This window comes from Pseudomonas sp. SR18 (genome assembly GCF_023701505.1).
In the GTDB taxonomy this organism is placed as follows: Bacteria; Pseudomonadota; Gammaproteobacteria; order Pseudomonadales; family Pseudomonadaceae; genus Aquipseudomonas; species Aquipseudomonas cyclaminis.
On record NZ_JAMQAU010000011.1, the window covers coordinates 158,318 to 181,403 of the forward strand.

Annotated in this window: 21 protein-coding genes; 3 read left to right on the forward strand and 18 right to left on the reverse strand. The window is 61.0% G+C overall.

The genetic code is table 11. The features are described from left to right. Positions 1–93: 93 nt before the first annotated feature. From NDJ82_RS17610 to xylA, 4 genes are all read right to left on the reverse strand, one after another. Positions 94–1,230 (reverse strand): sugar ABC transporter permease, encoded by a 1,137-nt coding sequence (locus NDJ82_RS17610; RefSeq protein ID WP_191948180.1) that lies wholly within the window; start codon positions 1,228–1,230, stop codon positions 94–96. Beyond that, positions 1,231–2,778, reverse strand: coding sequence for a D-xylose ABC transporter ATP-binding protein (gene xylG / locus NDJ82_RS17615; RefSeq protein WP_250925969.1), 1,548 nt, complete (start codon positions 2,776–2,778; stop codon positions 1,231–1,233). Positions 2,779–2,783: 5 nt separating this feature from the next. Beyond that, on the reverse strand, positions 2,784–3,785 hold the full coding sequence (gene xylF, locus NDJ82_RS17620; RefSeq protein ID WP_099584557.1) for a D-xylose ABC transporter substrate-binding protein: 1,002 nt from the start codon (positions 3,783–3,785) through the stop codon (positions 2,784–2,786). A gap of 279 nt (positions 3,786–4,064) precedes the next feature. After that, positions 4,065–5,381, reverse strand: coding sequence for a xylose isomerase (xylA, locus tag NDJ82_RS17625; RefSeq protein WP_250925970.1), 1,317 nt, complete (start codon positions 5,379–5,381; stop codon positions 4,065–4,067). A 139-nt stretch (positions 5,382–5,520) separates the two neighbouring features. Between xylA and NDJ82_RS17630 the strand changes: the two genes are divergently transcribed. Continuing rightward, complete coding sequence (locus NDJ82_RS17630) at positions 5,521–6,717, forward strand: XylR family transcriptional regulator (RefSeq protein WP_250925971.1); 1,197 nt, start codon at positions 5,521–5,523, stop codon at positions 6,715–6,717. An 81-nt stretch (positions 6,718–6,798) separates the two neighbouring features. On the opposite strand, the gene NDJ82_RS17635 is transcribed toward NDJ82_RS17630, so the two are convergent. The 8 genes from NDJ82_RS17635 to NDJ82_RS17670 all read right to left on the reverse strand — a co-directional run bounded on the left by NDJ82_RS17635 (position 6,799) and on the right by NDJ82_RS17670 (position 15,028). Next, a complete protein-coding gene (locus NDJ82_RS17635) occupies positions 6,799–7,107 on the reverse strand; it encodes a DUF6124 family protein (protein ID WP_112194721.1) in 309 nt (102 codons plus the stop codon). A gap of 424 nt (positions 7,108–7,531) precedes the next feature. After that, the gene (locus NDJ82_RS17640) at positions 7,532–9,940 is read right to left on the reverse strand and encodes a glucose/quinate/shikimate family membrane-bound PQQ-dependent dehydrogenase (RefSeq protein ID WP_250925972.1); all 2,409 of its coding nucleotides are present in this window, start codon (positions 9,938–9,940) and stop codon (positions 7,532–7,534) included. Positions 9,941–10,120: 180 nt separating this feature from the next. Next, positions 10,121–10,882, reverse strand: a complete 762-nt coding sequence (locus NDJ82_RS17645) for an SIR2 family NAD-dependent protein deacylase (protein ID WP_250925973.1) — start codon at positions 10,880–10,882, stop codon at positions 10,121–10,123. Positions 10,883–10,905: 23 nt separating this feature from the next. Then, positions 10,906–11,385: a DUF4760 domain-containing protein gene (locus NDJ82_RS17650; protein ID WP_053139554.1), complete on the reverse strand. Its 480-nt coding sequence runs from the start codon at positions 11,383–11,385 to the stop codon at positions 10,906–10,908. Then, a complete protein-coding gene (locus NDJ82_RS17655; RefSeq protein WP_250925974.1) occupies positions 11,378–11,806 on the reverse strand; it encodes a DUF1810 domain-containing protein in 429 nt (142 codons plus the stop codon). Before NDJ82_RS17655 ends, NDJ82_RS17650 begins: the two co-directional genes overlap by 8 nt. Positions 11,807–11,829: 23 nt before the next feature. Continuing rightward, positions 11,830–13,284, reverse strand: a complete 1,455-nt coding sequence (locus tag NDJ82_RS17660) for a toxin-antitoxin system YwqK family antitoxin (RefSeq protein WP_250925975.1) — start codon at positions 13,282–13,284, stop codon at positions 11,830–11,832. Positions 13,285–13,443: 159 nt separating this feature from the next. Continuing rightward, the gene (locus tag NDJ82_RS17665; RefSeq protein WP_250925976.1) at positions 13,444–14,487 is read right to left on the reverse strand and encodes an LLM class flavin-dependent oxidoreductase; all 1,044 of its coding nucleotides are present in this window, start codon (positions 14,485–14,487) and stop codon (positions 13,444–13,446) included. Positions 14,488–14,542: 55 nt separating this feature from the next. After that, positions 14,543–15,028 (reverse strand): flavin reductase family protein, encoded by a 486-nt coding sequence (locus NDJ82_RS17670; RefSeq protein ID WP_112194727.1) that lies wholly within the window; start codon positions 15,026–15,028, stop codon positions 14,543–14,545. Positions 15,029–15,349: 321 nt separating this feature from the next. Between NDJ82_RS17670 and NDJ82_RS17675 the strand changes: the two genes are divergently transcribed. Continuing rightward, the gene (locus NDJ82_RS17675) at positions 15,350–16,750 is read left to right on the forward strand and encodes a purine-cytosine permease family protein (protein ID WP_250925977.1); all 1,401 of its coding nucleotides are present in this window, start codon (positions 15,350–15,352) and stop codon (positions 16,748–16,750) included. Positions 16,751–16,877: 127 nt separating this feature from the next. Here the strand turns inward: NDJ82_RS17675 and NDJ82_RS17680 are convergent, their stop codons facing one another. From NDJ82_RS17680 to ribBA, 5 genes are all read right to left on the reverse strand, one after another. Then, a complete protein-coding gene (locus NDJ82_RS17680) occupies positions 16,878–18,032 on the reverse strand; it encodes an ABC transporter ATP-binding protein (protein WP_158876338.1) in 1,155 nt (384 codons plus the stop codon). A gap of 17 nt (positions 18,033–18,049) precedes the next feature. Next, positions 18,050–18,859, reverse strand: a complete 810-nt coding sequence (locus NDJ82_RS17685) for an ABC transporter permease (RefSeq protein ID WP_250925978.1) — start codon at positions 18,857–18,859, stop codon at positions 18,050–18,052. Between the two features lie 6 nt (positions 18,860–18,865). Then, positions 18,866–19,783, reverse strand: a complete 918-nt coding sequence (locus NDJ82_RS17690) for an ABC transporter permease (protein WP_250925979.1) — start codon at positions 19,781–19,783, stop codon at positions 18,866–18,868. Continuing rightward, the gene (locus NDJ82_RS17695) at positions 19,780–20,805 is read right to left on the reverse strand and encodes an ABC transporter substrate-binding protein (RefSeq protein ID WP_112194732.1); all 1,026 of its coding nucleotides are present in this window, start codon (positions 20,803–20,805) and stop codon (positions 19,780–19,782) included. Before NDJ82_RS17695 ends, NDJ82_RS17690 begins: the two co-directional genes overlap by 4 nt. Before the next feature lie 164 nt (positions 20,806–20,969). Continuing rightward, complete coding sequence (gene ribBA / locus NDJ82_RS17700) at positions 20,970–22,079, reverse strand: bifunctional 3,4-dihydroxy-2-butanone-4-phosphate synthase/GTP cyclohydrolase II (RefSeq protein WP_099584568.1); 1,110 nt, start codon at positions 22,077–22,079, stop codon at positions 20,970–20,972. Between the two features lie 69 nt (positions 22,080–22,148). On the opposite strand from ribBA, the gene NDJ82_RS17705 reads away from it, so the two are divergent. Next, a complete protein-coding gene (locus NDJ82_RS17705) occupies positions 22,149–22,442 on the forward strand; it encodes a DUF1330 domain-containing protein (protein WP_191948169.1) in 294 nt (97 codons plus the stop codon). A gap of 78 nt (positions 22,443–22,520) precedes the next feature. Here the strand turns inward: NDJ82_RS17705 and NDJ82_RS17710 are convergent, their stop codons facing one another. Beyond that, on the reverse strand, positions 22,521–23,084 hold the full coding sequence (locus NDJ82_RS17710; RefSeq protein ID WP_099584570.1) for an NUDIX hydrolase: 564 nt from the start codon (positions 23,082–23,084) through the stop codon (positions 22,521–22,523). Positions 23,085–23,086 lie beyond the last annotated feature (2 nt).

Here is a 23,086-nt window from a genome sequence, read left to right on the forward strand (position 1 = left end):
AAGCGGAGTGTCAGTCAATGGATGTGTGGCTGACCCACCGTCTTCGAGGGCAAGCCCCCTCCCACATTTAGCCTGCGGTGTGCTTGGGATCACTCACCTGCGCCCCGCCCGCGTACTCACGTCCACCCACACCGCCAGCACCAGGATGCTGCCCTTGACGATCATCTGCCAGTAACTGTCCACATCCAGCATCGACATGCCGTTATCCAGGCTGGTAATCACCAACGCGCCGAGCAGCGCGCCATACACCGTGCCCGAGCCACCGCGCATCGACGTGCCGCCGATAAAGCACGCCGCAATCGCATCCAGTTCGCCCATGTTGCCCGCCGACGGCGAACCCGCCGCGAGACGTGCGGTGTTGACCAGGCCGGCCAGTGCGCACATCACCCCCATGATGCCGAAAATCCACAGTTTCACTGCCTGCACGTTGATGCCCGACAGGCGTGTGGCCTCCATGTTGCTGCCCACCGCGTAGACGCGGCGACCGAACACGGTCTGGCTGGTGACGTAGCTGAACACGCCGAGCAGCACCAGCAACAGCAGCACCGGCACGGGGATGCCGTCGTAGCTGTTGAGGGTGGTGACGAACCCGGCGAGCACCGCGCCGATCACCCCGACGCGCACTACATCACGCACCAGCGAATGCGCGGCAAGCCCGTGGAGCGCACGGTTGCGCCGTTGTTTCCAGGTCAAGAACAGCGTCAGCGCAAACAACAAAACCCCGAGGCCGATGCCCACGGTGTGCGGCAAATACCCCTGGCCCACGTACACCAGCGACGGCGATACCGGCGCAATGGTGGTGCCGCCGGTGATCCCCAGCAGAATCCCGCGAAACGCCAGCATGCCGCCCAATCCGACGATAAACGAAGGGATGCGCAGATAGGCCGTCATGTAGCCGTTGGCCAACCCGATCATCAGCCCGCACAGCGCCACCAGGCTGAGATTGGCCAGCAACGGGATGTGATAGACCACATCCAGGATCGCCGCCAACCCGCCCAACAACCCCAGCAACGAACCCACCGACAGATCAATCTCGCCGCTGATAATCACCAGCACCATGCCGCACGCCAGGATCCCGGTGATCGCCATCTGGCGCAGCAGGTTCGACAGGTTGCGCGGTGTCAGGAAACCGCCCTCGGTCTGCCAGCTGAAAAACAGCCAGATCACCGCCACGGCGATCACCAGGGCGAGCATTTTGTAGCGGGTAAACAGCTGTTTGACCTGATTCATCTACGCGGTCTTCCGATCATTATTGTTGTTATGGCTGAGCGCGGCGGCGAGCACTTGTTCCTGGGTGAGCCCCTCGTTGATGAAGTCGCCGCGCAGTTGGCCGTCGCCGATCACCAGCACGCGGTTGGACACGCCGAGCACTTCGGCCAGTTCCGAAGACACCATGATGATCGACACGCCTTCGGCCGCCAGCGCGCCCATCAGTTTGTAGATCTCATACTTGGCGCCCACGTCCACCCCGCGTGTCGGCTCGTCGAGGATCAGCACCTTGGGCTTGGCCATCAGCATTTTTGCCAGCACGGCCTTTTGCTGATTGCCGCCAGAGAGGCTGGTGATCGGCAAGAACGGGCTGGAGGTCTTGAGGTGCATGCGTGCGATCTGCTGGTCGATGCTGCCCAGTTCTGCTTCGGCATCGATGCGGGTCATATGGGCATAGGTGTCGAGGATCGCCAGGGTGATGTTCTGGCCCACGCCCAGGTCGGGAACGATGCCTTGGCGCTTGCGGTCTTCCGGCACCATGCACAGCCCCGCGCGGATCGATTTGAGCGGCGTGCGTGTGTCGATCACCTGGCCGTCCAGCCACACTTCGGCGCTGTAGCGGCCGGGGTAGGCGCCGAACAGCGCCGACACCAGCTCCGTGCGCCCGGCGCCGACCAGTCCGGCGATGCCGAGGATTTCGCCGCGCTTGAGCACGAAGGAAATATCATCGACACGCTTGCGCCTGGGGTTGTCCACGTCATAGCAGGTGACGTTGCGCGCTTCGAAAATCACCGCGCCGATGTCATGGGGTTCGGTGGGGTAGAGGTTGCTCATTTCCCGCCCGACCATCTGCGTGATGATTTGCGGGATGTCCATGTCGGCCATGGCCGTGGTCGCGATGTGCTTGCCGTCGCGGATCACCGCAATGGTGTCGCACACCGCCGCCACTTCATCGAGCTTGTGGGAGATGTACACGCAGGCCACGCCCTTGGCCTTGAGGTCTCGAATGATGTCGAGCAGCACCTCGATTTCCGAACGGGTCAGGGCCGACGAGGGCTCGTCGAGGATCAGCAGGCGCGCTTTTTTATTCAGCGCCTTGGCGATTTCCACCAGTTGCTGGTAGCCGCCGCCGTATTGCGACACCGGCAAGGCGACGTTCATATCCGGCACCTTGAGTTCACGCATCAGCGCTTCGGCGCGGTGGAGCATCGCCGGGTAGTTCATGCGTCCGCCGGGCAACGTCAGCTCGTGGCCCATAAAGATGTTTTCGGCCACCGAGAGGTCGGGCACCAGGGTCAGCTCCTGGTGGATGATCACGATGCCCGCGGCCTCGGTTTCGCTGATGGACTGGGCCCTGAGCGGCTGCCCATCCCAGAGGATCTCGCCGTCCCAGGTGCCGTACGGGTAGACCGCCGACAGCACCTTCATCAAGGTTGATTTGCCCGCGCCATTCTCACCGCACAGGCCGACACACTCCCCCGGCCGCACGCTGATGTCGATGCCGTTCAGGGCGTTGACACCGCCAAAGGTTTTGACGATGCCGGTCATTTGCAGCAGGTAGTCGGCCATGGCGGTCACTGCCCGGCAATCTGCTCTTTGGTGTAGAACCCATCCTTCTCCAACAGATCAATATTGGCCTTGGTCAGCGGGGTCGGGGTGAGCAGGATGGTGTCCACCTGTTTGCTGCCGTTGTCGTACTGCGAGCTGTAGGTGGGTTTTTCGTTGCGTGCCAGTTGCACCGAGAGCTTGGCGGCTTCGGTGGCGATCAGCTTGAGCGGCTTGTACACGGTCATGGTCTGGGTGCCGTCGATCACGCGCTTGATTGCGGCGAGGTCGGCGTCCTGGCCGGAGATCGGCACCTTGCCCGCGAGTTTCTGCGCGGCCAGGGCCTGGATCGCACCGCCGGCGGTGGCGTCGTTGGAGGCGACGATGGCGTCGATCTTGTTGTTGTTCCGCGTCAGGGCGTTTTCGACGATGCTCAGGGCTTCGGTGGGGTTCCACTCCTTGACCCATTGTTGGCCGACCACCTTGATATCGCCCTTGTCGATGGCCGGTTGCAGCACCTTCATCTGGCCTTCGCGCAGCACTTTGGCGTTGTTGTCGGTGGGCGCGCCGCCGAGCAGGAAGTAGTTTCCCTTGGGCGCGGCTTGCAGCACGCCGGCGGCCTGCATTTCGCCGACTTTTTCGTTATCGAAGGAGATGTAGGCGTCGATGTCCGCGTTGAGAATCAGGCGGTCATAGGACACCACCTTGATCCCGGCTTTCTTGGCTTCGGCCACCGCGTTGGTCAGCACCGTGGCGTTGAACGGCACGATCACGATCACGTCGACGCCCCGGGAGATCAGGTTTTCAATTTGGGAGATCTGCTTCTGCTCGTTGGCATCGGCCGATTGCACAAAGACTTTCGCGTCGAGTTTTTCGGCAGCGGCGACGAAGTAGTCACGGTCGCGGGACCAGCGTTCAAGGCGCAGGTCGTCGATGGAAAAGCCGATTTTCGGGTGGGCAGGGTCGGCCATGACCGGCAGGGCGAGCAAGGCCAGGGCCGTGGCGAGCAGGGTGCGTTTGAATGACTTCATGGTGGTGCGTCCTTTTATTGTTGTTGGAAGACTCTAGTCGAACACCGCTGTTGCTGTTGCTGTTGCTGTTGCTGTTGTGGTGAGCGGGCTTGCCCCGCGCTGGGCTGCGAAGCAGCCCTGAAGTCAGGCACCTCGGTGTTTCAGGTAAAATTGTGTCGTCTGGTTTGGGGCTGCTTCGCAGCCCAGCGCGGGGCAAGCCCGCTCACCACAATCCCAATCCCAATCCCAACCATAATCCCAACCCCAACTGCAGCCACAGGCAAAAGTGCACAGGATCACTCAGGTGTAGATAAACCGGTTCACAACCCCTTCAAGCATCTCCTGCCGCCCACTCACCGCCTGCGGGTTGAGCTCCTGGGCAAATGCATGCTCGGCCAGCGATTGCAGGCTGAACTCACCCGCCAGCACCGCCTGGCCCAGTGGCTGTTGCCAGCCGGCATAGCGCTGGTCCTTGAACTGCTGCAACCGGTCGTTCTGCACCATGGCTGCCGCACGTTCCAGGGCCAGCGCCAATACGTCCATGGCCGCGACGTGGCCGTGGAACAGATCCACGTCATCCAGGCTCTGGCGCCGCACCTTGGAATCAAAGTTATAGCCGCCGTTCTTGAACCCGCCAGCCTTGAGGATTTCATAAGTGGCCAGGGTCATTTCCTCGACGCTGTTGGGGAACTGGTCGGTGTCCCAGCCGTTCTGCGGGTCGCCACGGTTGGCGTCGATGCTGCCGAAGATGCCGAGGGACACGGCCGTGGCAATCTCGTGATGGAAACTGTGCCCGGCCAGGGTCGCGTGGTTGGCCTCGATATTCACCTTGATCTCATGTTCCAGGCCGTACTCATGCAAAAAGCCGAACACCGTGGCGCTGTCGTAATCGTATTGGTGCTTGGTCGGCTCCTGAGGCTTGGGCTCGATCAGCAGGTCGCCCTTGAAGCCGATCTTGTGCTTGTGTTCCACCACCATGCGCATAAAGCGCCCGAGCTGTTCGCGCTCACGCTTGAGGTCGGTATTGAGCAGAGTTTCATAGCCTTCACGGCCGCCCCACAGCACATAGTTGGAACCCTTGAGGCGCAGGGTGGCGTTCATCGCGCTGTACACCTGGGCGGCGGCATAGGCGAACACTTCCGGGTCCGGGTTACTGGCCGCGCCGGCGGCAAAGCGCGGGTTGCTGAAGCAGTTGGCGGTGCCCCACAGCAGTTTGATACCGGTCTGTTCCTGGTGGCGCTCCAGGTGGTCGACCATCTGCGCGAAGTGCTGGCGATATTCCTTGAGCGAACTGCCTTCGGGCGCCACGTCGGTGTCGTGAAAACTGTAGTAGTCGATGCCCAGCTTGGAGAAAAACTCAAAGGCCGCATCCGCCTTGCCCATGGCCAGCTCCATCGGCTCGCCGCTGCGCTGCCACGGGCGCTTGAAAGTGCCCACGCCGAACATATCCGCACCGGGCCAGACGAACGTGTGCCAATAACAAGCCGCCATGCGCAGATGCTCGCGCATGGGTTTGCCGAGGATCAACTTGTTGGCGTCGTAGTGGCGAAAGGCGAGGGGGGAGTCGCTGCTGGGGCCTTCGAAGCGAACCTTCTCGACACCGGGGAAGTACGGCATGGCGTTTTCCTTATTGTTCTTGGCGGTGTCTGGATACTAGCAACGGCAACAGGCCTGCCGATTATGAAAATCACCAAGGCGTAGTGCGATTTTGTGCAGTGAGGGCTAGTCTGTCGAAACAGGCCCCAGGACAAAAACAATGAAAACCCTACCGCCCGTGCACCGCATTGCGCTGTTGTTCAACGGCAGCAAAATCTACGACCGCGGCATCATCGCCGGCATCGGCAATTACCTGAGCAGTACGCGGGTCTCCTGGGACTTGTTCCTGGAAGAAGACTTTCTGTGCCGCCTCAAAGGCATCGAGCGCTTTCAAGGCGATGGGATCATTGCCGACTTCGACGACCCGCTGATCGGCGAGGCGCTGGCTGGCAGCCAGTTGCCGGTGGTGGCGGTGGGCGGTTCCTATGAGGATACGCGCGCCTATCCCCAGGGCATTCCCTATGTGGCCACCGACAATTACGCCTTGATGAAGCTGGCCTACGAGCACCTGATCGAGGCCGGGCTGACGCGCTTTGCCTGTTTCAGCCTGCCTGAGGCCCAGGCCAATCGCTGGGCCCAGGAGCGCGAAAAAGCCTTTCGCCGCCTGATGCTGCGCGATGGTTTGCACGTTGAGGTGTATCGCGGCCTGGGCACCAGCGCGCCGTTGTGGGACAGCGCCGTGGAGCAACAGATCGCCTGGCTGGAAAGTTTGCCCAAACCCATCGGCATCATCGCCGTCACCGATGCCCGTGCCCGGCAATTGCTGCAAGCCTGCCTTACCGCCGGTATCGCCGTGCCGGAACAAGTGGCGCTGATCGGCATCGACAACGACCCGCTGACCCGCACCCTCACGCGGGTGCCGCTGAGTTCGGTGATCCAGGGCACCGAAACCATGGGCCGTACTGCCGCCGCGCTGTTGCACCAGATGCTGCATGGCAAGCCGTGCGTGGGCACGCGGGTCCTGGTACCGCCGGAGGCGATCAATGTGCAGGCCTCCAGCTTGCATCAACCCTTGGGTAATCCGTACGTGATGCAGGCGCTGCTGTTTATCCGCCAGTACGCCTGCCAGGGCATCAAGACCGCGCAGGTGGCGGCCTATGTCGGCGTGTCGCGCTCATCCCTGGAAGCGCACTTTCGCAAGGTGCGCGGCTGCAGCGTGCATGACGAGATCCTGCGCTTCAAACTCGCCGCCGCCGCCAAGGGCCTGGAGAGCCACGAACTGGCGATTGCCGATATTGCGGCCAAGTGCGGCTTCAAGTCGGCGCAGTACCTGCATACGGTGTTTCGTCGTGAATTGGGTTGTACGCCGCGGGAGTACCAGCAGGGTGCGGAGTTTGAGTTGCCCGTGCCTGAGTAAGGCCTTACATACACTGCTGGACCCAATGTGGGAGGGGCGGTGCGACGCTTCGACTTGCCCCCTCCCACCTTTTTAACGTGTTCAGGCAGTTGCTTTAGCGGGCTTCAGGCATTCGATGGAGCGATCCACGGTGGTCTTTGCAATTTCCAGCAAATGCCACACGGCCAGAATCTTCGCCCGTTCGGGGCTTGGTAGCAGGTCACCGCAATCCAGCGCCGTGGCGGAAGCGCTGTCGAGCAAGCTGGCGGTGTAAAGCAGGGCATCTTCGAAACTCAGGTCTTCGTTGACCGAGTGGAGGCCTTGAGTGGGCAGGTAGTGGTCGATGGCGCGGTTGAAGGCGGCGCGGTCTTTGGCGGGATCAAAGGGTGGATCGGGGATGACTTTATTCATGGTGTACCTTCGCGTTGGATGAGGGGCCGACACCCTTCGCGACTAAACGAGGGTGGCGGCTGTACGCAGGTTAGTCGACCGGCTCCAACGCGAAAATACCGGCGCACCCGAAGGTGCCCTGCGCACAGCCACCATAAAACTGATGAAGGACCATGCACGCGTTGGAAGATCAGGCGACTAAACCCGATCACTGATTTGGCAGTGACGGACGGCGGACTAGCCAGCGATTCCAACAGGCACAAGGCGGCAGGAATTGTCTAGGAAACGTCCTGCAATTAAAAGCGACCCGACTTGCTGGCCCTTTACAAACCATGACCAAATGCCACTAACGATACCGCTCACCTATTGAAATGCAGGCGATGTAGAAGGGGCTTGTTGCCGATGCCGGAGCGCGCGGTGCAAGGGCACCGCGCGGACAGAGGGGTTATGGCAGGGCGTAGGCGATCACGTAGTCGCCACGGTCAGTGGATTGGCGTGCACCGCCAGCGGTGATGACTACGTACTGCTTGCCGGTTTTCGGCGACACGTAGGTCATCGGGCCGCCTTGGCTGCCGACGGGCAGGCGGGCCTTCCAGACTTCATCACCATTGCCGCTGTTGAAGGCGCGCAGGTAGAAGTCCTGGGTACCGGCGATAAAGATCAAACCGCCCTGGGTCGACAGCGTGCCGCCGAGGGTCGGCAGGCCGATCTTGATCGGCAGGTGCATGCGGATGCCCAGCGGGCCAGTGTCTTCAACGGTGCCGACCGGTACTTGCCACGCGACCTTCTGGGTCTTCATGTCGATAGCGGTCAGGGTGCCGAACGGCGGCGCCTGGCACGGAATGCCGGCCACCGACAGGAAGCGGTTTTTGTTCACGGCATACGGCGTGCCCTTGAGCGGGACGGCGCCCATGCCGGTGTTCAGCGCTTCGCCACCGGAGGAGGTTTGGGCGTTTTTCTGCGCCGGCACCATCTGGATCCACAGGCCCAGGCGCATGTCGTTGACGAAGATAAAACCGTGCACCGGGTCGGTGGAAATACTGCCCCAGTTCATGCCGCCCAGGGAGCCGGGAAAGCTCAGGGATTTATCGGTGCCTGGCGCGGTGTACAGACCGTCGTAGCGCATGCCTTTGAAGTCGATGCGGCACAGCAACTGGTCGTACGGCGTGGCGCCCCACATGTCCGATTCAGTCAGGGTTTGCGCGCCGATCTGCGGCATGCCCACCGATTTAGGCTGGGTTGGAGAGTAGGGCTCATTGGGGATGTTGGCGGCCTTGACCGGTACGTCTTTGACCTCGGTCAGCGGCTTGCCGGTGGCGCGATCCAGCACGTAGATCTGCCCGGCCTTGGTGCCAATCACCACCGCCGGTACAGCTTTGTCGCTGCCAGGCGGGGTGAAGTCGATCAGGCTCGGCTGCATCGGCAGGTCGAAGTCCCACAGGTCGTTGTGGACGGTCTGGTACACCCATTTTTCCGCACCGCTGGAGGCATCCAGGGCCAGCACCGAAGCGCCGTATTTATGGTTGAGCTGGGTGCGCTCAACGCCGTAGATATCGGTGGACGAACTGCCCATCGGCAGGAAAATCGTGTTCATCAGCGGGTCGTAGGACATCGGCGCCCAGCTGTTTGGCGTGCTGCGCACGTAGGTGCTGTCGCCGGTCGGGGCTTGTTTGTCTTCTGGGTTGCCGGGGTCGAAGGCCCAGCGCATCTGGCCACTGATTACATCAAAACCACGGATCACGCCGCCTGGCATGTCGGTCTGCACGTTATCCGCCACGCGGCCGCCCACCACAACGGTGGTGCCGGCGATCAGTGGGGCAGAGGAGAGCTGGTAGTAGCTGTCCGGGACGTTGCCCAGGCCGGCTTTCAAATCCACTTGGCCGTGGGTGCCGAAGTCTTCGCAGAATTTTCCGGTGTCGGCATCGACCGCGATCAGGCGTGCGTCGATGGTGTTGGTCAGCAAACGGCGCTGGCACTGCGCGCCGGGCGCAACCGTGGCGGCGATGATCGGCGAGCTGTTGGGCTGGGTCGGCTGGGCAATCGGCGCGGTGGCGTCGAAATACGCCATGCCACGGCAACGCTGCCACACCGCCGACTTGGCGTTGACTTCGTTCTTCCACAGCTCTTTGCCGGTGTCGGCGTCGAGGGCGATCAGGTTGTTGTGCGGGGTGCAGATGAAGACTTTGTTGCCGATCTGCAGCGGGGTCAGTTGGTCTTCGGCACCGTTGCCGTCGCTGATCGCTACGTCGCCGGTGTGGTAGGTCCAGGCGACTTTAAGCTTGTTGACGTTGTCGCGGTTGATCTGGTCCAGCGCGGCGAAACGGCTGCCGCCTTCGGTGTTGCCGTAGTGCGCCCAATCTTTCTGCGCATCGGCCGGGGCCACGGGCGTGACGCCTGGGCCGGCACCGGTGGGGGCGACGCTTGGGTGGGCGACAAACATATTACCCGCCGCAACCGCTACGCCCACTGCCAACACGGCAGCGACGCCATAGGCACCGCGTGCAGGCTTGCCGACCAGCAGCGGATACACCAGCGCTACGACCATGCCGATGGCGGCGAACATGAACACGCGCGAGAACAGCGGCCAGAACACCAGGCCCACATCCGCCACGGCCCAGATGGCCGTGCCGATCAGGAACGCGGCGAACAACCATGCACCGGCGGTGTTGCGCCGGGCAATCAACAGGCCGGAAACCGCCATGGCCACGCCGCCGATCAGGAAGTACCAGGAACCGCCGAGGCTCACCAGTTTGGCGCCGCCAACGGCCAGCGCGAGGCCGAGCAGGACGATGATTACGCCCAGGCCCAGGAGTAGGAATCTAGAGACGCCAGTGGCGCGCGATGCTCGTTTCATGTCGAAAGGACTCGAGTGAGAGAGGGCAAAGACGCGATTTTAGCAAGATAAGTAACCAGTTAGTACATTGTAGTCCTGCAATAGACTATTACAGGTGCTGCGATGATGCAGTGCGGTTAAATGCCGCTTTGGGTGCGATGCGGGGGCATCGCACGGCAAAGGGCACGTTGTTCTGGTGATTTAAACGCTGATCAATGCCTGTGCAATTCTGGGAAGCCAACTGGTCGCGGTGCCAATTAGGGTGTTGCCGGGCGCTGATACGGAGGGTGCAAGATTGATGTGCACGACCCAGGCTCCCCGTTCGGCGGCCAAGATCGGCAGGTATACCGCTGGAGCGACGCTTTCGGAGGTCCCAACGGACAGGAAAACGTCGCAGTCGAGCGCCGCTGCATTGGCGCGGTTTATCTCCTCAGGCGACAATTTCTCACCAAACCAGACAACGTTCGGTCGAACCAGGCCGTCACAGTATTGGCAGTGCGGCGGATCTGATGGACCTTCTTCCAGGGACGCATTGACAGGTAGGGCATCCAGATAAGGTTTATTACACGTGTAGCAGCGAGCAGTGGTCAGGTGCCCATGTAGATGAATCGCATCCCTGGAGCCCGCGCGCTCATGCAGATCGTCGACGTTCTGCGTGATAAGTGTTACGCGGTGCAGGGATTGTTCGAGCTCGGCCACGGCCAGGTGCGCAGCATTTGGCTTCGCTTTGCTGACCAGCATTCGACGCCAGGAATACCAGCCCCAGACCAATGCAGGGTTTTGTTCAAAGGCTTCAGCACTGGCGAGTTCGCCTTGCTTATAGCGCGACCAGAGCCCGGTCGCGGGGTCGCGGAATGTGGCAATGCCGCTTTCGGCGGAGATACCTGCACCAGTAGAAATCACTACATGCCGTGCCGTGCGCAGCTTCTCGAGAGTGTGTTGGAAAAGGGTTTCGGCGTTCATCGTTTCACCTCAAGAAGTTGCATTCAGCTTCGGACGCACTGATCGCGCAACCAATCGAAGTTGCTCCAGTATTTGCGGTCGCCGCCTGCCTGGGTGCGCTTTTTCTCGATGTAGGGCGCAAGCACTTGGTGGCAGTGCAGGATGCTGGGCGCCCAGTTTTCGATGATGACGTGTTTGTTCGTGATCAAATCCACACGCAGCAGTGCTGCCACGACGTCGTAGTTTGCACAGGCCAAGGATGCCTGCTGGACGTGGCGTTCGTCCCAGCTGTCATGGTGCAGGCTCGATAGCGTCGCGCGGACCGTTTCGCGTGCTTCGCGGGCGTCACTGGCTTGCAGGAATTCGACAATCGAGATGATGCTCTGTGCTTCGGAGGCCAGCTGTGTTGCCTTGAGTTGGGACGTCAAGATTCCGATCTGGCGGCCCACCAGGTACACAGAGAGGAAAGCGGCCAACGCCACGATGATCTGCACTGCCAATGTCCATTTTTCGTAATCAGTCATGTCCATTCTCTTGCTGGTTAAGAATCATACGTGTTTTTTCATCTACGCCGCTCAGGCCATCCCGCGCTTGCGCATAGAGGGATCCGGCATCAGTGGCAGCCGCGAACAGCGTCATGCAGGAGGCGAATTTCAGCGCGTCGACGTCGCCGAGCAGCTCCTCCAAAGGCACTGCTGCATCGAGGACTGCACGGGTGGCGCGAGCAAGCCGGGGACCTAATATCGGGTGTTGCAAGTAGTCGCGTGCTTCAGCAGCACCCTGCAAGCCGTAGTAGGTGGCCTTTTCACTGGAGCCCAGGCCGCGCAGTTGGGGAAAGATGAACCACATCCAATGGCCGTCTTTTTTTCCGTGCTCCAACTCATTAAGGGCAGCTTCGAATTGTGAGGCTTGAGCCAGGACAAAGCGTTCCAGCGATTGCTTCATGTCGCACTCCATCAACAAGGCCATTACAGGCAGCTCTGCTCGAACTCTTCGAGCATGTCGGCGCGGATCAGCGCCTCAGGGTCTTCGGCATGCACCGCGTCGACCTGGCGTTGTACGCAGCTTTCACGATCACGGGTGCTGTTGCCGGAGTTCGTGGCCACCGTTGCCTGGGGCGGGGTGGTGACGATCGCCTGGCCTGGCGCGGGGATGTCGACCAGTTGCTCATAGCGGGAGACAAAGCCGGCACCGACGTAGGTGCTGTTCTTGTCGAAGGCCTCTTCCTCTCTCACCGGATTGGCCCATTGCTGAAAGCCGCCGAGCAAGCCGATTTTGCCGGGGTGCTGCTGGCGCAGATCGGGTGTGAGGGTGACAAGCACCTGACTGACCTGGCCCGCATTCCAGACGATGATTGCCTGTAGTTCACCCTTGTCACTGAACAGCCGTTCCTGGCCCTGTTTGACCACGCGCTGTTGTTGGTCATAGTTATCGCGCCCGAGTCCCTGGAACTGGCTTTCCTGGCGGTCACCGACCCACACCGTTGCGGTGGCACTGATCAACTTGCCTTTGTTCCACTCCAGTTCGCGGATGAGGTGGCCGTTGTCATCCCAGTACTGTTCGGTGCCGTCGTTGGCCAAGTCACTGGCCATGTATTGGTTGACGTCTTCCTTGAGGGCCACACGGCTGACGTGATGGATGTGTTTACCGTCATAGCTGTACTGGTCAACTACGCGTGTGCGCAGTTTTCCGTGTTCGAACACACTGGACTCAGTCACGTTCCCGCGCGCATCGATACGCCGCTGGGCGCCGTGCTGCAGGCCGTTTTCGTAGTTTTCTTCGTCAGAGACATAGAAGCGATTGCCGGTCAGGCCATAGTCTTTTTGAGGACCGTGCTGCTTGCCGTTCAGGTACGTGCGGTGCTGGGTGCCACGGTTATCGAAACCACTGCGCAGGCCGTTCTCCCATTTCAGGTCGGCGATCAATGCATCGCCTTCATTGTCCCAGGCGCGTTCGGCGCCATTCTTTTTACCGGCGGTGTATTGCACCTCGAGGATACGTTCACCGTTCTGCGGGTTGAACTGCTCGGTTACACCGTCCTGCGCTCCGTTTTTCCAATGGGCGATCAAGATTTTCTTGCCGGTCTTGGCGTCGAATTTTTCTTCTTTGCCATCGCGCTTGCCGGCTTTGAACTCGCCCGAGGCCAGTAAGTTACCGGCGTTGTCGGAGCAATGAATTTCACCGTCGGGCAGCCCTTTTTCGATATCGACAGTACAGGTGCCGACGTTGAACAAACCGAGCACAGACATTGGGTAGTTGAGCACGCGCCCGCTGAACGGATCATCGGCATGGACTTTATAGAGTAAGCCTTGGATTTCCCGGGTCTGACGGGCATCGATTTCTTCGGTAAAGCAGCCTGTGAGGCTGAGGGATGCCAGGGTTATTGCACCCACGGCGAGGCAGCGACGGACGTTGAGCGACACCAGAATCTCCTTATTCACGGGCCGGCAACTGCCGATCAGTGAGGCGTGAAAAGGAGGCAGTGTAGAGCAAGTGCGGCAAATGATTCCAATTTGATATCAGTTCGGTGCAAAGGCGGCCCGCACACCGCCGCCCTCGCACGCCTCAGTTTTCGATTTTAATCAACGAAACACCGGCACCACCTTCTCGATAAACAGCGCCAGCGACTTCTTCTTCTCTGCATGAGACAAGCTGTTATCGCACCAGAAGCTGAACTCATCCACGCCCAGTTCCTGGTAGTACTGGATGCGCGGGATGATCTCGGCGGCGGTGCCGATCATCGCGGTCTTGTGCAGGCTTTCCAGTTCGAACTCAGGGCGGGCGGCGAATTTTTCTTCCGGGCTTGGCGCCAGGAAGCCATTCACCGGGACTTCTTTATTGCCGAACCAGGCATCGAAGGTGCGATAGAACTTCGAGATTGCCTTGGCCCCGACTTTCCAACCTTCCGGATCATCGGCCGCGTGCACATGGGTGTGGCGCAGTACCATCAATTGCGGGCGCGGTACGTCGGGGTTGTTGTCGAGGGCCGCCTGGAATTTGTTTTTCAGGTCGAGGACTTCTTCGTCGCCCTTCATCAGCGGCGTCACCATCACATTGCAGCCGTTGGCCACCGCGAAGTTGTGTGAGTCCGGGTCGCGGGCGGCGATCCACATCGGCGGGTTGGGCTGCTGGATCGGCTTGGGCACGCTGGTGGAGGTGGGGAATTTCCAGATCTCGCCGTCGTGGGCGTAGTCGCCTTTCCACAGTGCACGCACCACCGGCACCATTTCACGCAGGGCCTGGCCGCCGCTGGAGGCGGGCATGCCGCCGGCCATGCGGTCAAACTCCACCTGGTACGCGCCGCGAGCCAGGCCGACTTCCATGCGCCCGTTGCTGATCACGTCTAGCAAGGCGCATTCGCCCGCCACCCGCAGCGGGTGCCAGAACGGCGCGATGATGGTGCCGGCGCCCAGATGAATCGTGGTGGTCTTGGCCGCGAGGTAAGCCAGCAGCGGCATCGGGCTTGGCGAAATGGTGTATTCCATGGCGTGGTGTTCGCCAATCCACACGGTGCTGAAACCGCCGGCCTCGGCCATCAGGGTCAGTTCGGTCAAGTCTTCGAACAACTGACGATGGCTGACACTTTCGTCCCAACGTTCCATGTGTACGAACAGCGAAAACTTCATGGTGCTTACCTCTAATCTGTTGTTGTTTTGCGCAAATACCGGGTTTGCTGGGAGGTCAGGCAGGCACGGGCAGGGCGCCCATTTTGCCGTGGCAATAGACCAAGGGCCCGTTGGCCTGTTCCGGCACGATCAGGTTCTTGACCGAGCCGACCATGATCGCGTGGTCGCCGCCTTCATATTCACGCCACAGCTCGCACTCGATCACCGCCGTGGCATTCGCCAGGATCGGGTTGCCCAGCGCGCTGAGCGTCCATTCGATGCCTTGGGCCTTGTCTTTGCCCTTGCGCGCAAACGCATAGGCTTCGCTTTGCTGGCCGCCCGACAGGACGTGGATGGCAAAGCGCTTGTTCTTGATCAGAATGGGGTAGGAGTCGGAGCTGTAATTGGGGCAGAACAGCACCAGGGCCGGTTCCATGGACAAGGAGCTGAAGGCGCTGGCGGTGAGGCCGACGATCTGGCCGTCGTCATCAAGCGTGGTAATCACGGTGACCCCGGACGGAAATGAACCCATCACTTGTTTGTAGATGGCGGCATCGATCATGTGACGGTCCTCTGGCGGTGGAGCGGTTTTTATTAACTTGTAGGTATGATGGTATACCGTAATACACAGCTTGCAAGCGCTTTTTTAAACCCCCGATAAACGTCTTGTTCTGGCGAAATATCCAATGAATGCTGGGGTTCAGGCTGAAATTTAAAGGATTCAAGGCGACAGGGAACCGGATCAGTTGCAGGTACAAACAGCGGATCAGTCTTGTGGAAATGTTGGAATACCATAATATGGTGTTCATCCGAGAGGGCCGAAGAGCTCCTCTCGGTATGGCGTCAAACAACTATAAGATCAGACAAACGCGAGTTCATTTCCATGCCCCAGATGTCCCGGCAAGACCCCCTGATCGAGCATCACACGGTCGATTACGTCCCTCTCGCAGAGCGCCACGGAAAGGCCCGCGACCTGTTCACTTTATGGTTCAGCACCAACATCGCGCCGCTGCCCATCGTCACCGGCGCCATGGTCGCCCAGGTATTCCACCTCAATCTGGCCTGGGGACTGCTGGCAATTGCCCTCGGGCACCTGCTCGGCGGTATCGTGATAGCCCTTGCCTCGGCCCAGGGCCCGCGCATGGGCATTCCGCAGATGGTGCAGAGCCGTGGCCAGTTCGGCCGCTACGGCGCCTTGCTGATTGTGTTCTTCGCCGCACTGATCTACATCGGCTTCTTTATTTCCAACATCGTGCTGGCCGGCAAATCCATCGTCGGCATCGTGCCGTCGGTGCCGGTGCCGGCAAGCATCCTGATCGGCGCCCTCAGCGCCACCGCCATCGGCGTGATCGGCTACCGCTTTATCCACACCTTGAACCGTATCGGCACCTGGGTGATGGGCAGCGCATTGCTCGCCGGGTTTGCCTACATCTTTGCCCATGACCTGCCGGCGGATTTCCTGAGCCGTGGCGGCTTCAACGCGGCTGGCTGGTTGGCCACCGTGTCGCTGGGGGTGATCTGGCAGATCAGCTTTTCGCCCTATACCAGCGACTACTCGCGTTACCTGCCGGCGGACATCGGAATTACCCGGCCTTTCATTGCGACCTACCTGGGCGCCACCCTCGGCACGATCCTGTCCTTCGCCTTTGGCCTGGTTGCCGCACTCGCCACGCCCGAGGGCACCGAAGCCATGGTAGCGGTCAAGCAGGCCACCGGTTGGCTGGGGCCGATCCTGATGGTGCTGTTTTTGCTCAATATCATCAGCCACAACGCCTTGAATCTGTACGGCGCGGTGCTCTCGATCGTCACTTCGATCCAGACCTTCGCCAGCCACTGGACTCCCAGTATCAAAGTGCGCGTGGTGCTGTCGGGCGTGATCCTCGCCGGCTGTTGCGTGGTGGCGTTGGGCGCGTCGGCGGATTTCATCTCGCAGTTCATCGGCCTGATCCTCGCGCTGTTGCTGGTACTGGTGCCGTGGGCGTCGATCAACCTGATCGACTTCTACGTCATCAAGCGCGGCGTCTATGACATCGCTTCGATCTTCCAGGCTGATGGCGGCGTGTATGGGCGCTTTAACCTGCATGCGATCGTGGCGTACTTCATCGGCATCATCGTGCAGTTGCCGTTTGCCAATACGTCGCTGTACGTGGGGCCGTGGGCCAACCTGGTGGAAGGCACGGACCTGTCGTGGCTGGTGGGTTTGGTGGTGACGTGTCCGTTGTATTACTGCCTGGAGACACGTCAACACACCCGCAAGGCCAAGGCGGTCTACCGACTGTCATAACCCTGTGGCGAGGGGCGCCAGCGCCGGGATTCTCGTCTGGATGTGGGAGGGGGCTTGCCCCCTCCCACATTTGATTTGCGTTGTTTTTGAGCAGATAGGCAATCGTCATTGGCCCCACAACCGTGACTCAATGCGCGCCAGCGGCCTTGTTCAGGTCGCTTTCGGCCCACTCGGTATACACACACGCATCCGCCGTCGCCCAGCGCACACGCACCGGGTCGCCGGCCTTGAGCGGCATACCCGCAGCCGATAGCGCCTTGACCGTCATCGACGTGCCGCCCAGGGTGCGCACGGTGCAGGTCTGGCTTTCGCCGAGAAACAACACTTCCCCGACGATGGCCGACACTTCATTCCAGCCCGCCGCCAGCAGTTGCTCGGCGGCCTGTTCGACACTCAGCGCCAGGGCTTTTTCCGGGCGTACCATCAGCAGCACGTCCTGTTCGGTGCGCAACCCGGTGGTCAGGCGGATCGACAGGGATTGGCCTTCGAACGACGCCACTGCGTTGCCCTGGGCCTTGAGCTTGAGGAAGTTGGAGTTACCGAGGAACGACGCCACGAACGCGTTCGGCGGGTTCTGGTACAGGTCGAAGCCGCTGCCCAGGCCGACGATCTTGCCGTGGCTGAAAATCGCTATGCGCTGGGACAGACGCATGGCTTCTTCCTGGTCGTGGGTCACGTAGACGATGGTGATGCCCAGGCGCCGGTGCAGCTGGCGCAGTTCGTCCTGCAGGTCTTCACGCAGCTTTTTGTCGAGGGCGCCGAGGGGTTCGTCCATCAGCAGGATGCGCGGTTCGTACACCAGCGCGCGGGCGATGGCGACTCGTTGCTGTTGGCCACCGGACAGTTGCGAAGGGCGGCGATGTGCGAACTGCTCAAGCTGCACCAGCTTGAGCATGGCGTCGACACGCTTTTCGCGCTCGGCGCTGGCCAGTTTGCGGATCGCCAGGGGGAAGGCGATGTTGTCGCGCACCGACAAATGCGGGAACAGCGAGTAGCGCTGGAACACCATGCCGATGTCGCGCTTGTGCGGCGGCACGTTGACCAGCGATTGGCCGCTGACCAGGATCTCGCCGCTGCTCGGCGTTTCGAAACCGGCGAGCATCGACAGGGTGGTGCTTTTGCCCGAGCCGCTGGAGCCGAGGAAGGTGAGGAATTCGCCGTCCTGGATGTCCAGCGAGATGTTGTCCACGGCAGCAAATTCGCCGTAGAACTTGTTCAGGTTGCGCAGGCTCACCAGGCTTTGGCCAGGTGTTTGCACGGGGTCTTTGATCACTGCACTCATGTCTTAATCCTCGGCGCTCAAGCGCGGGTTTCGGTGCGCCGGCGAACGGCGGCGGCAATCACCATGACCAGCACCGAGAGGCCGATCAGCAGCGTCGAGGCGACGGCGATCACAGGCGTCAGGTCCTGGCGCAGGGTGGTCCACATTTTTACGGGAAGGGTTTGCAGGGTCGGGCTGGCCATCATCACGCTGAGCACCACTTCGTCCCATGAGACTAGGAACGCGAACAGTGCACCGGCGATCATCCCAGGGCGAATCGCCGGGAACGTCACCTTGAACACGGCCTGCAAGCGCGAGGCGCCGCAGATCACCGCCGCGTCTTCAATCGACTGGTCGAACAGCTTCAGCGAGTTGATGATCGAGATGATGGTAAACGGCAGCGCAACGATCACATGGCTGACCACAAAGGCGAACATCGTGCCGGTGTAGCCCAGCTTGAGGAACAGCGCATACACCGCCACCGCGATGATCACCAGCGGCACGATCATCGGCAGGGTGAACAGGCCGTAAAGCAACTCGCGGCCGGGGAAGCGCCCGCGCACCAGGGCAAACGCGGTGGGCAGGCCCAGGGCGACGGCGAACACCGTGGTCAACACCGCGACCTTGAGGCTGGCCACGGCGGCGTTCATCCAATCGGGGTTGGAAAAGAATTGGCCGTACCATTTGAGCGTCCAGCCGGGCGGCGGGAACACCAGCCATTGCGACGAGCCGAACGACAGCAGCACGATAAACACGATCGGCAGCAGCAGGAACAGGCCGATCAACCCGGTGGTGGTGTAGAGGCCCAAGCGCATCCTGCGGCTCATGGCGTTGGGGGTCAGGAGCATGACGGCTTACCTCGCGTTGCTGGCGCCAACCGGGGATTCCGGCTGAAGCTTCAGGTAGAAGTAGAACAGCACCAGCGTGATGAAGATCAGCAACGCGGCGCCGGCACTGGCCAGGCCCCAATTGAGGAACGACTGCACCTGCTGAATGATGAACTCGGGCAGCATCATGTTCTGCGCACCGCCGAGCAGCGCCGGGGTGACGTAGTAACCGAGAGACATCACGAACACCATCAGCCCGCCGGAGAACAACCCCGGCCGGCACAGCGGCAGGAAGACACGGAAGAAGTTGGTCCACGGGCTCGCGCCGCAGATCGAGCCTGCCTGCAGGATCATCGGGTCGATGGCCTGCATGGTCGCCTGCAACGGCAGCACGATGAACGGGATCATGATGTAGCTCATGCCGATCACCACGCCGGTGAGGTTATGCACCATCTCCAATGGCTGATCGATGATGCCCATGGCCATCAACGCCTTGTTGATCACCCCAGAGGCTTGCAGCAACACCAGCCAGGAATAGGTGCGGGCCAGCAGGCTGGTCCACATCGACAGCAGCACAATGCTCAGCATCCAGCGCCCCCAACCACGCGGCACCAGGGTGATTGCCCAGGCCAGCGGAAAGCCCAGTAGCAGGCTGAACAAGGTCACCAGTCCCGCCACCGAAAAGGTATTGAGCAACACCCGGGCATAGGCCGAGTTGGCGAACAGCTGTTCATAGTTGCCCAGGCCCGGCACCGGCTCCAGTACGCCGCGCAGCAGCAGGCCGATCAGCGGCGCGAGGAAGAACAGGCCGAGAAACAGCAGGGCCGGGATCAGGTTGCTCGATCCGCGCCAACGCTGTGCCAGGGACGGCGAGTGTGTCCTGGCCGGTACCGCACCGGCAGCGCCGAGGGCGCTCCCGGTCGGTGTGGTTGCCGTCATTTTCATTTGACTAGCCATTCATTCCACCGTGTCGCAATGGCCGGGCCGTTCTTGGCCCAGTAGGCGAAATCGAGGGTGATCTGGTCCTTGGCATACGCCGTCGGCAGGTTGGGTGCGAGGACTGAATCCAGGCGCTGCACGCTGTCGATGTTCACCGGCGCATAGGCGGTCAGGTTGGAAAAATCCGCCTGGCCCTTGGCGCTGCTGGCATTGGCCAGGAATTTCATCGCTGCCGCTTTGTTTTTCGAACCTTTAGGCACAACGAGAATGTCGGCCATCACCAGGTTTTGCTTCCAGCTCACGCCGACCGGTGCACCGTCTTCCTGCAGGGCGTGGATACGGCCGTTCCAGAACTGCCCCATGCTGACTTCGCCGGAGGCCAGCAGTTGTTGCGACTGCGCGCCGCCGCCCCACCAGACGATGTCTTTCTTGATGGTGTCGAGTTTCTTGAAGGCGCGGTCCAGGTCCAGAGGGTAGAGCTTGTCGGCGGGTACACCGTCGGCCAGCAGCGCCAGTTCGAGCACGCCAGGGCTTGGCCATTTGTAGAGGGCGCGTTTGCCGGGGTAGGTCTTGGTGTCGAACAGCGCGGTCCAATCCTGGGGTTTGCCCGCGCCGAGCTTGCCTTCGTTGTAGCCAAGCACGAAGGAGAAGAAGAACGAACCGACGCCGTGGTCGGAGACGAAGCGCGGGTCGATCTTGTCGCGCTGGATCACCGAGAAGTCCAGCGGTTCGAGCAGGCCTTCGGCGGCGGCGCGCAAGGCGAAGTCGGCCTCCACATCCACCACGTCCCACTGCACGTTGCCGCTCTCGACCATGGCTTTGAGTTTGCCGTAGTCGGTGGGGCCATCCTGCACGACGGTGATACCGCTGGCCTTGCTGAACGGGTCAGCCCACGCCTGCTTCTGCGCATCCTGGGTGCTACCGCCCCAGCTCACGAAATTGACGCTTTCGGCCGCCAGCGCGACGTGGCTGGTCACGCTCAGTAGTCCCGCAAACAGCGCTGCGGTTGCACCTTTGTTCAACACCATTTTTACGCCCTCATTGTTGTGTTTATGAGCGGGGCTTTGGATGCCCGCCTATCGGGAGCAGTCGGTGTGGATGACGTTATAAAGGTCATCCAACCTATGGAATATCATATTATGGTATTCCAAACTTTGCGCAAGCACTTTGCCATACCGGCTATCTGGCCGGGTCATGAAACGAAGGGAATACTTTCCACTACTTCGAGGTCGTAACCGGTCAAGCCTGCGTATTTCAAAGGTGGGCCCAGGTGGCGCAACTTGCCCACCCCGAGGTCCTGCAAAATTTGCGCTCCGGTGCCGACTTCCGAGTAAATGCGCGACTGCGACCGGCTGAACTGGCGCGGCGCCTGAGTCAGTTGCGGTACGCGTTCCAACAGGGCCTGGGACGACTCATGATTGGCCAGCACCACCACCACGCCGCTGCCTTCGGCCGCCACGCGTTGCAAGGCAGCCCACAGCGTCCAGTTTGACGGGCCGCTGTAGTCGGCACCGACCAGGTCGCGCAGCGGGTCGATCACATGCACGCGCACCAATGCAGGTGTATCGCGGTGCAACTGGCCCATGACCATCGCCATGTGCACGCCGCCGTCGATACGGTCTTCAAAGGTGATCAGGCGGAAGGTGCCGTGCACCGTGGGCAGGTCGCGCTCACCGATGCGCACCACGGTGCGTTCGGTGCTGAGGCGGTAGTGGATCAGGTCGGCGATGGTGCCGATCTTGATGCCATGTTTGCGTGCGAAGACTTCCAGCTCCGGACGGCGGGCCATGGTGCCGTCGTCGTTCATTACTTCGACGATCACCGAGGCCGGCGTGTGCCCAGCCAGGCGCGCCAGGTCGCAACCGGCTTCGGTATGCCCGGCGCGAGTCAGCACGCCGCCATCCTTGGCGCGCAACGGGAAGATATGCCCCGGCTGCACGATGTCGGTCGGTCCGGCATTGATGTCCACGGCCGCTGCCACGGTGCGTGCGCGGTCGGCGGCGGAGATGCCGGTGGTCACGCCCGTGGCGGCTTCGATGGACACGGTAAACGCGGTGCTGAACACGCTGCCATTGCTCGGCACCATTTGCTCAAGGCCCAGGCGCTGACAGTGCTCGTCGGTGAGTGTCAGGCAGATCAGGCCGCGGGCTTCACGGGCCATGAAGCTGATAGTCTCGGCGGTGCAGCAGGCGGCGGGCAGCAACAGGTCACCCTCGTTTTCCCGGTCTTCGTCGTCCACCAGAAGCACCATCTTGCCTTGGCGGTAGTCTTCGATGATGTCTGCAATGCTGTTGAAGGCCATGTGAAATGCTCGACTTGTTGGTTGTATGTATTATGGTATACCACAAATTCTAAACAAGAGGATGTCACGATGAAGGCCTATTGGATTGCCCATGTGGATGTGTCTGATGCAGAGCAGTACACGCAATACACCCAGCGCGCGCCGGCGGCGTTTGCGAAGTTCGGCGGGCGGTTTCTGGCCAGGGGCGGGCGCAGTGAGGCGCTGGAAGGCGCGCCGGCACGGCAGCGTAATGTGGTGATCGAGTTTGATAGCTACGAGCAGGCGGTGGCGTGTTATGAGTCTGCCGAGTATCAGCAAGCCAAGGCGCACCGTAAGGGCGCGGGGGTGGCGCAGATCATCATCGTGGAAGGCTTGGCACCCTAGTTATCAAGCCAAATAGTGGTCCAAATGTGGGAGGGGGCTTGCCCCCTCCCACATTTTGATTCGTGTTTGGCCTTGAGGTCAGCGAATGAAGTGAATCTTGCCGCTGTCGTCGTTGCCGATATAAATGCCATACACCCCAGCCTGCCTTTCCTCGATATACCGCTCGAGGATCTGCCGGATCGCCGGGTAGTAGATGCTGTCCCAGGGAATGTCCTCGGGTGCGAAGAATTTATAGTCCAGCGTCTCCGGCCCGAACTGCCCGGTGATCTCCAGCGCAATCGCACGGAAGATGATGTACACCTCGCTGATCTTCGGCACGCTGAAGATGGAGTAGGGCGAGACGATCTCGGCGCGTACGCCGCTTTCTTCCCACACCTCGCGCAATGCCGCCTGCTCGGTGGTTTCGCCACCTTCCATGAAGCCTGCGGGCAAGGTCCAGGTGCCGGGGCGCGGGGGAATAGCCCGTTGGCACAGCAGGTACTTGCCGTCCTGCTCGATGATGCAGCCGGCGATGATCTTGGGATTGATGTAATGGATATAGCCGCAGCCCCGGCACATCAGGCGCTCATGGGTATCGCCCGGTGGCAGTTGGTGACCGAGGTCACTGCCGCCGCAGGTCGGGCAAAAGCGCGGGCTGGGCACGG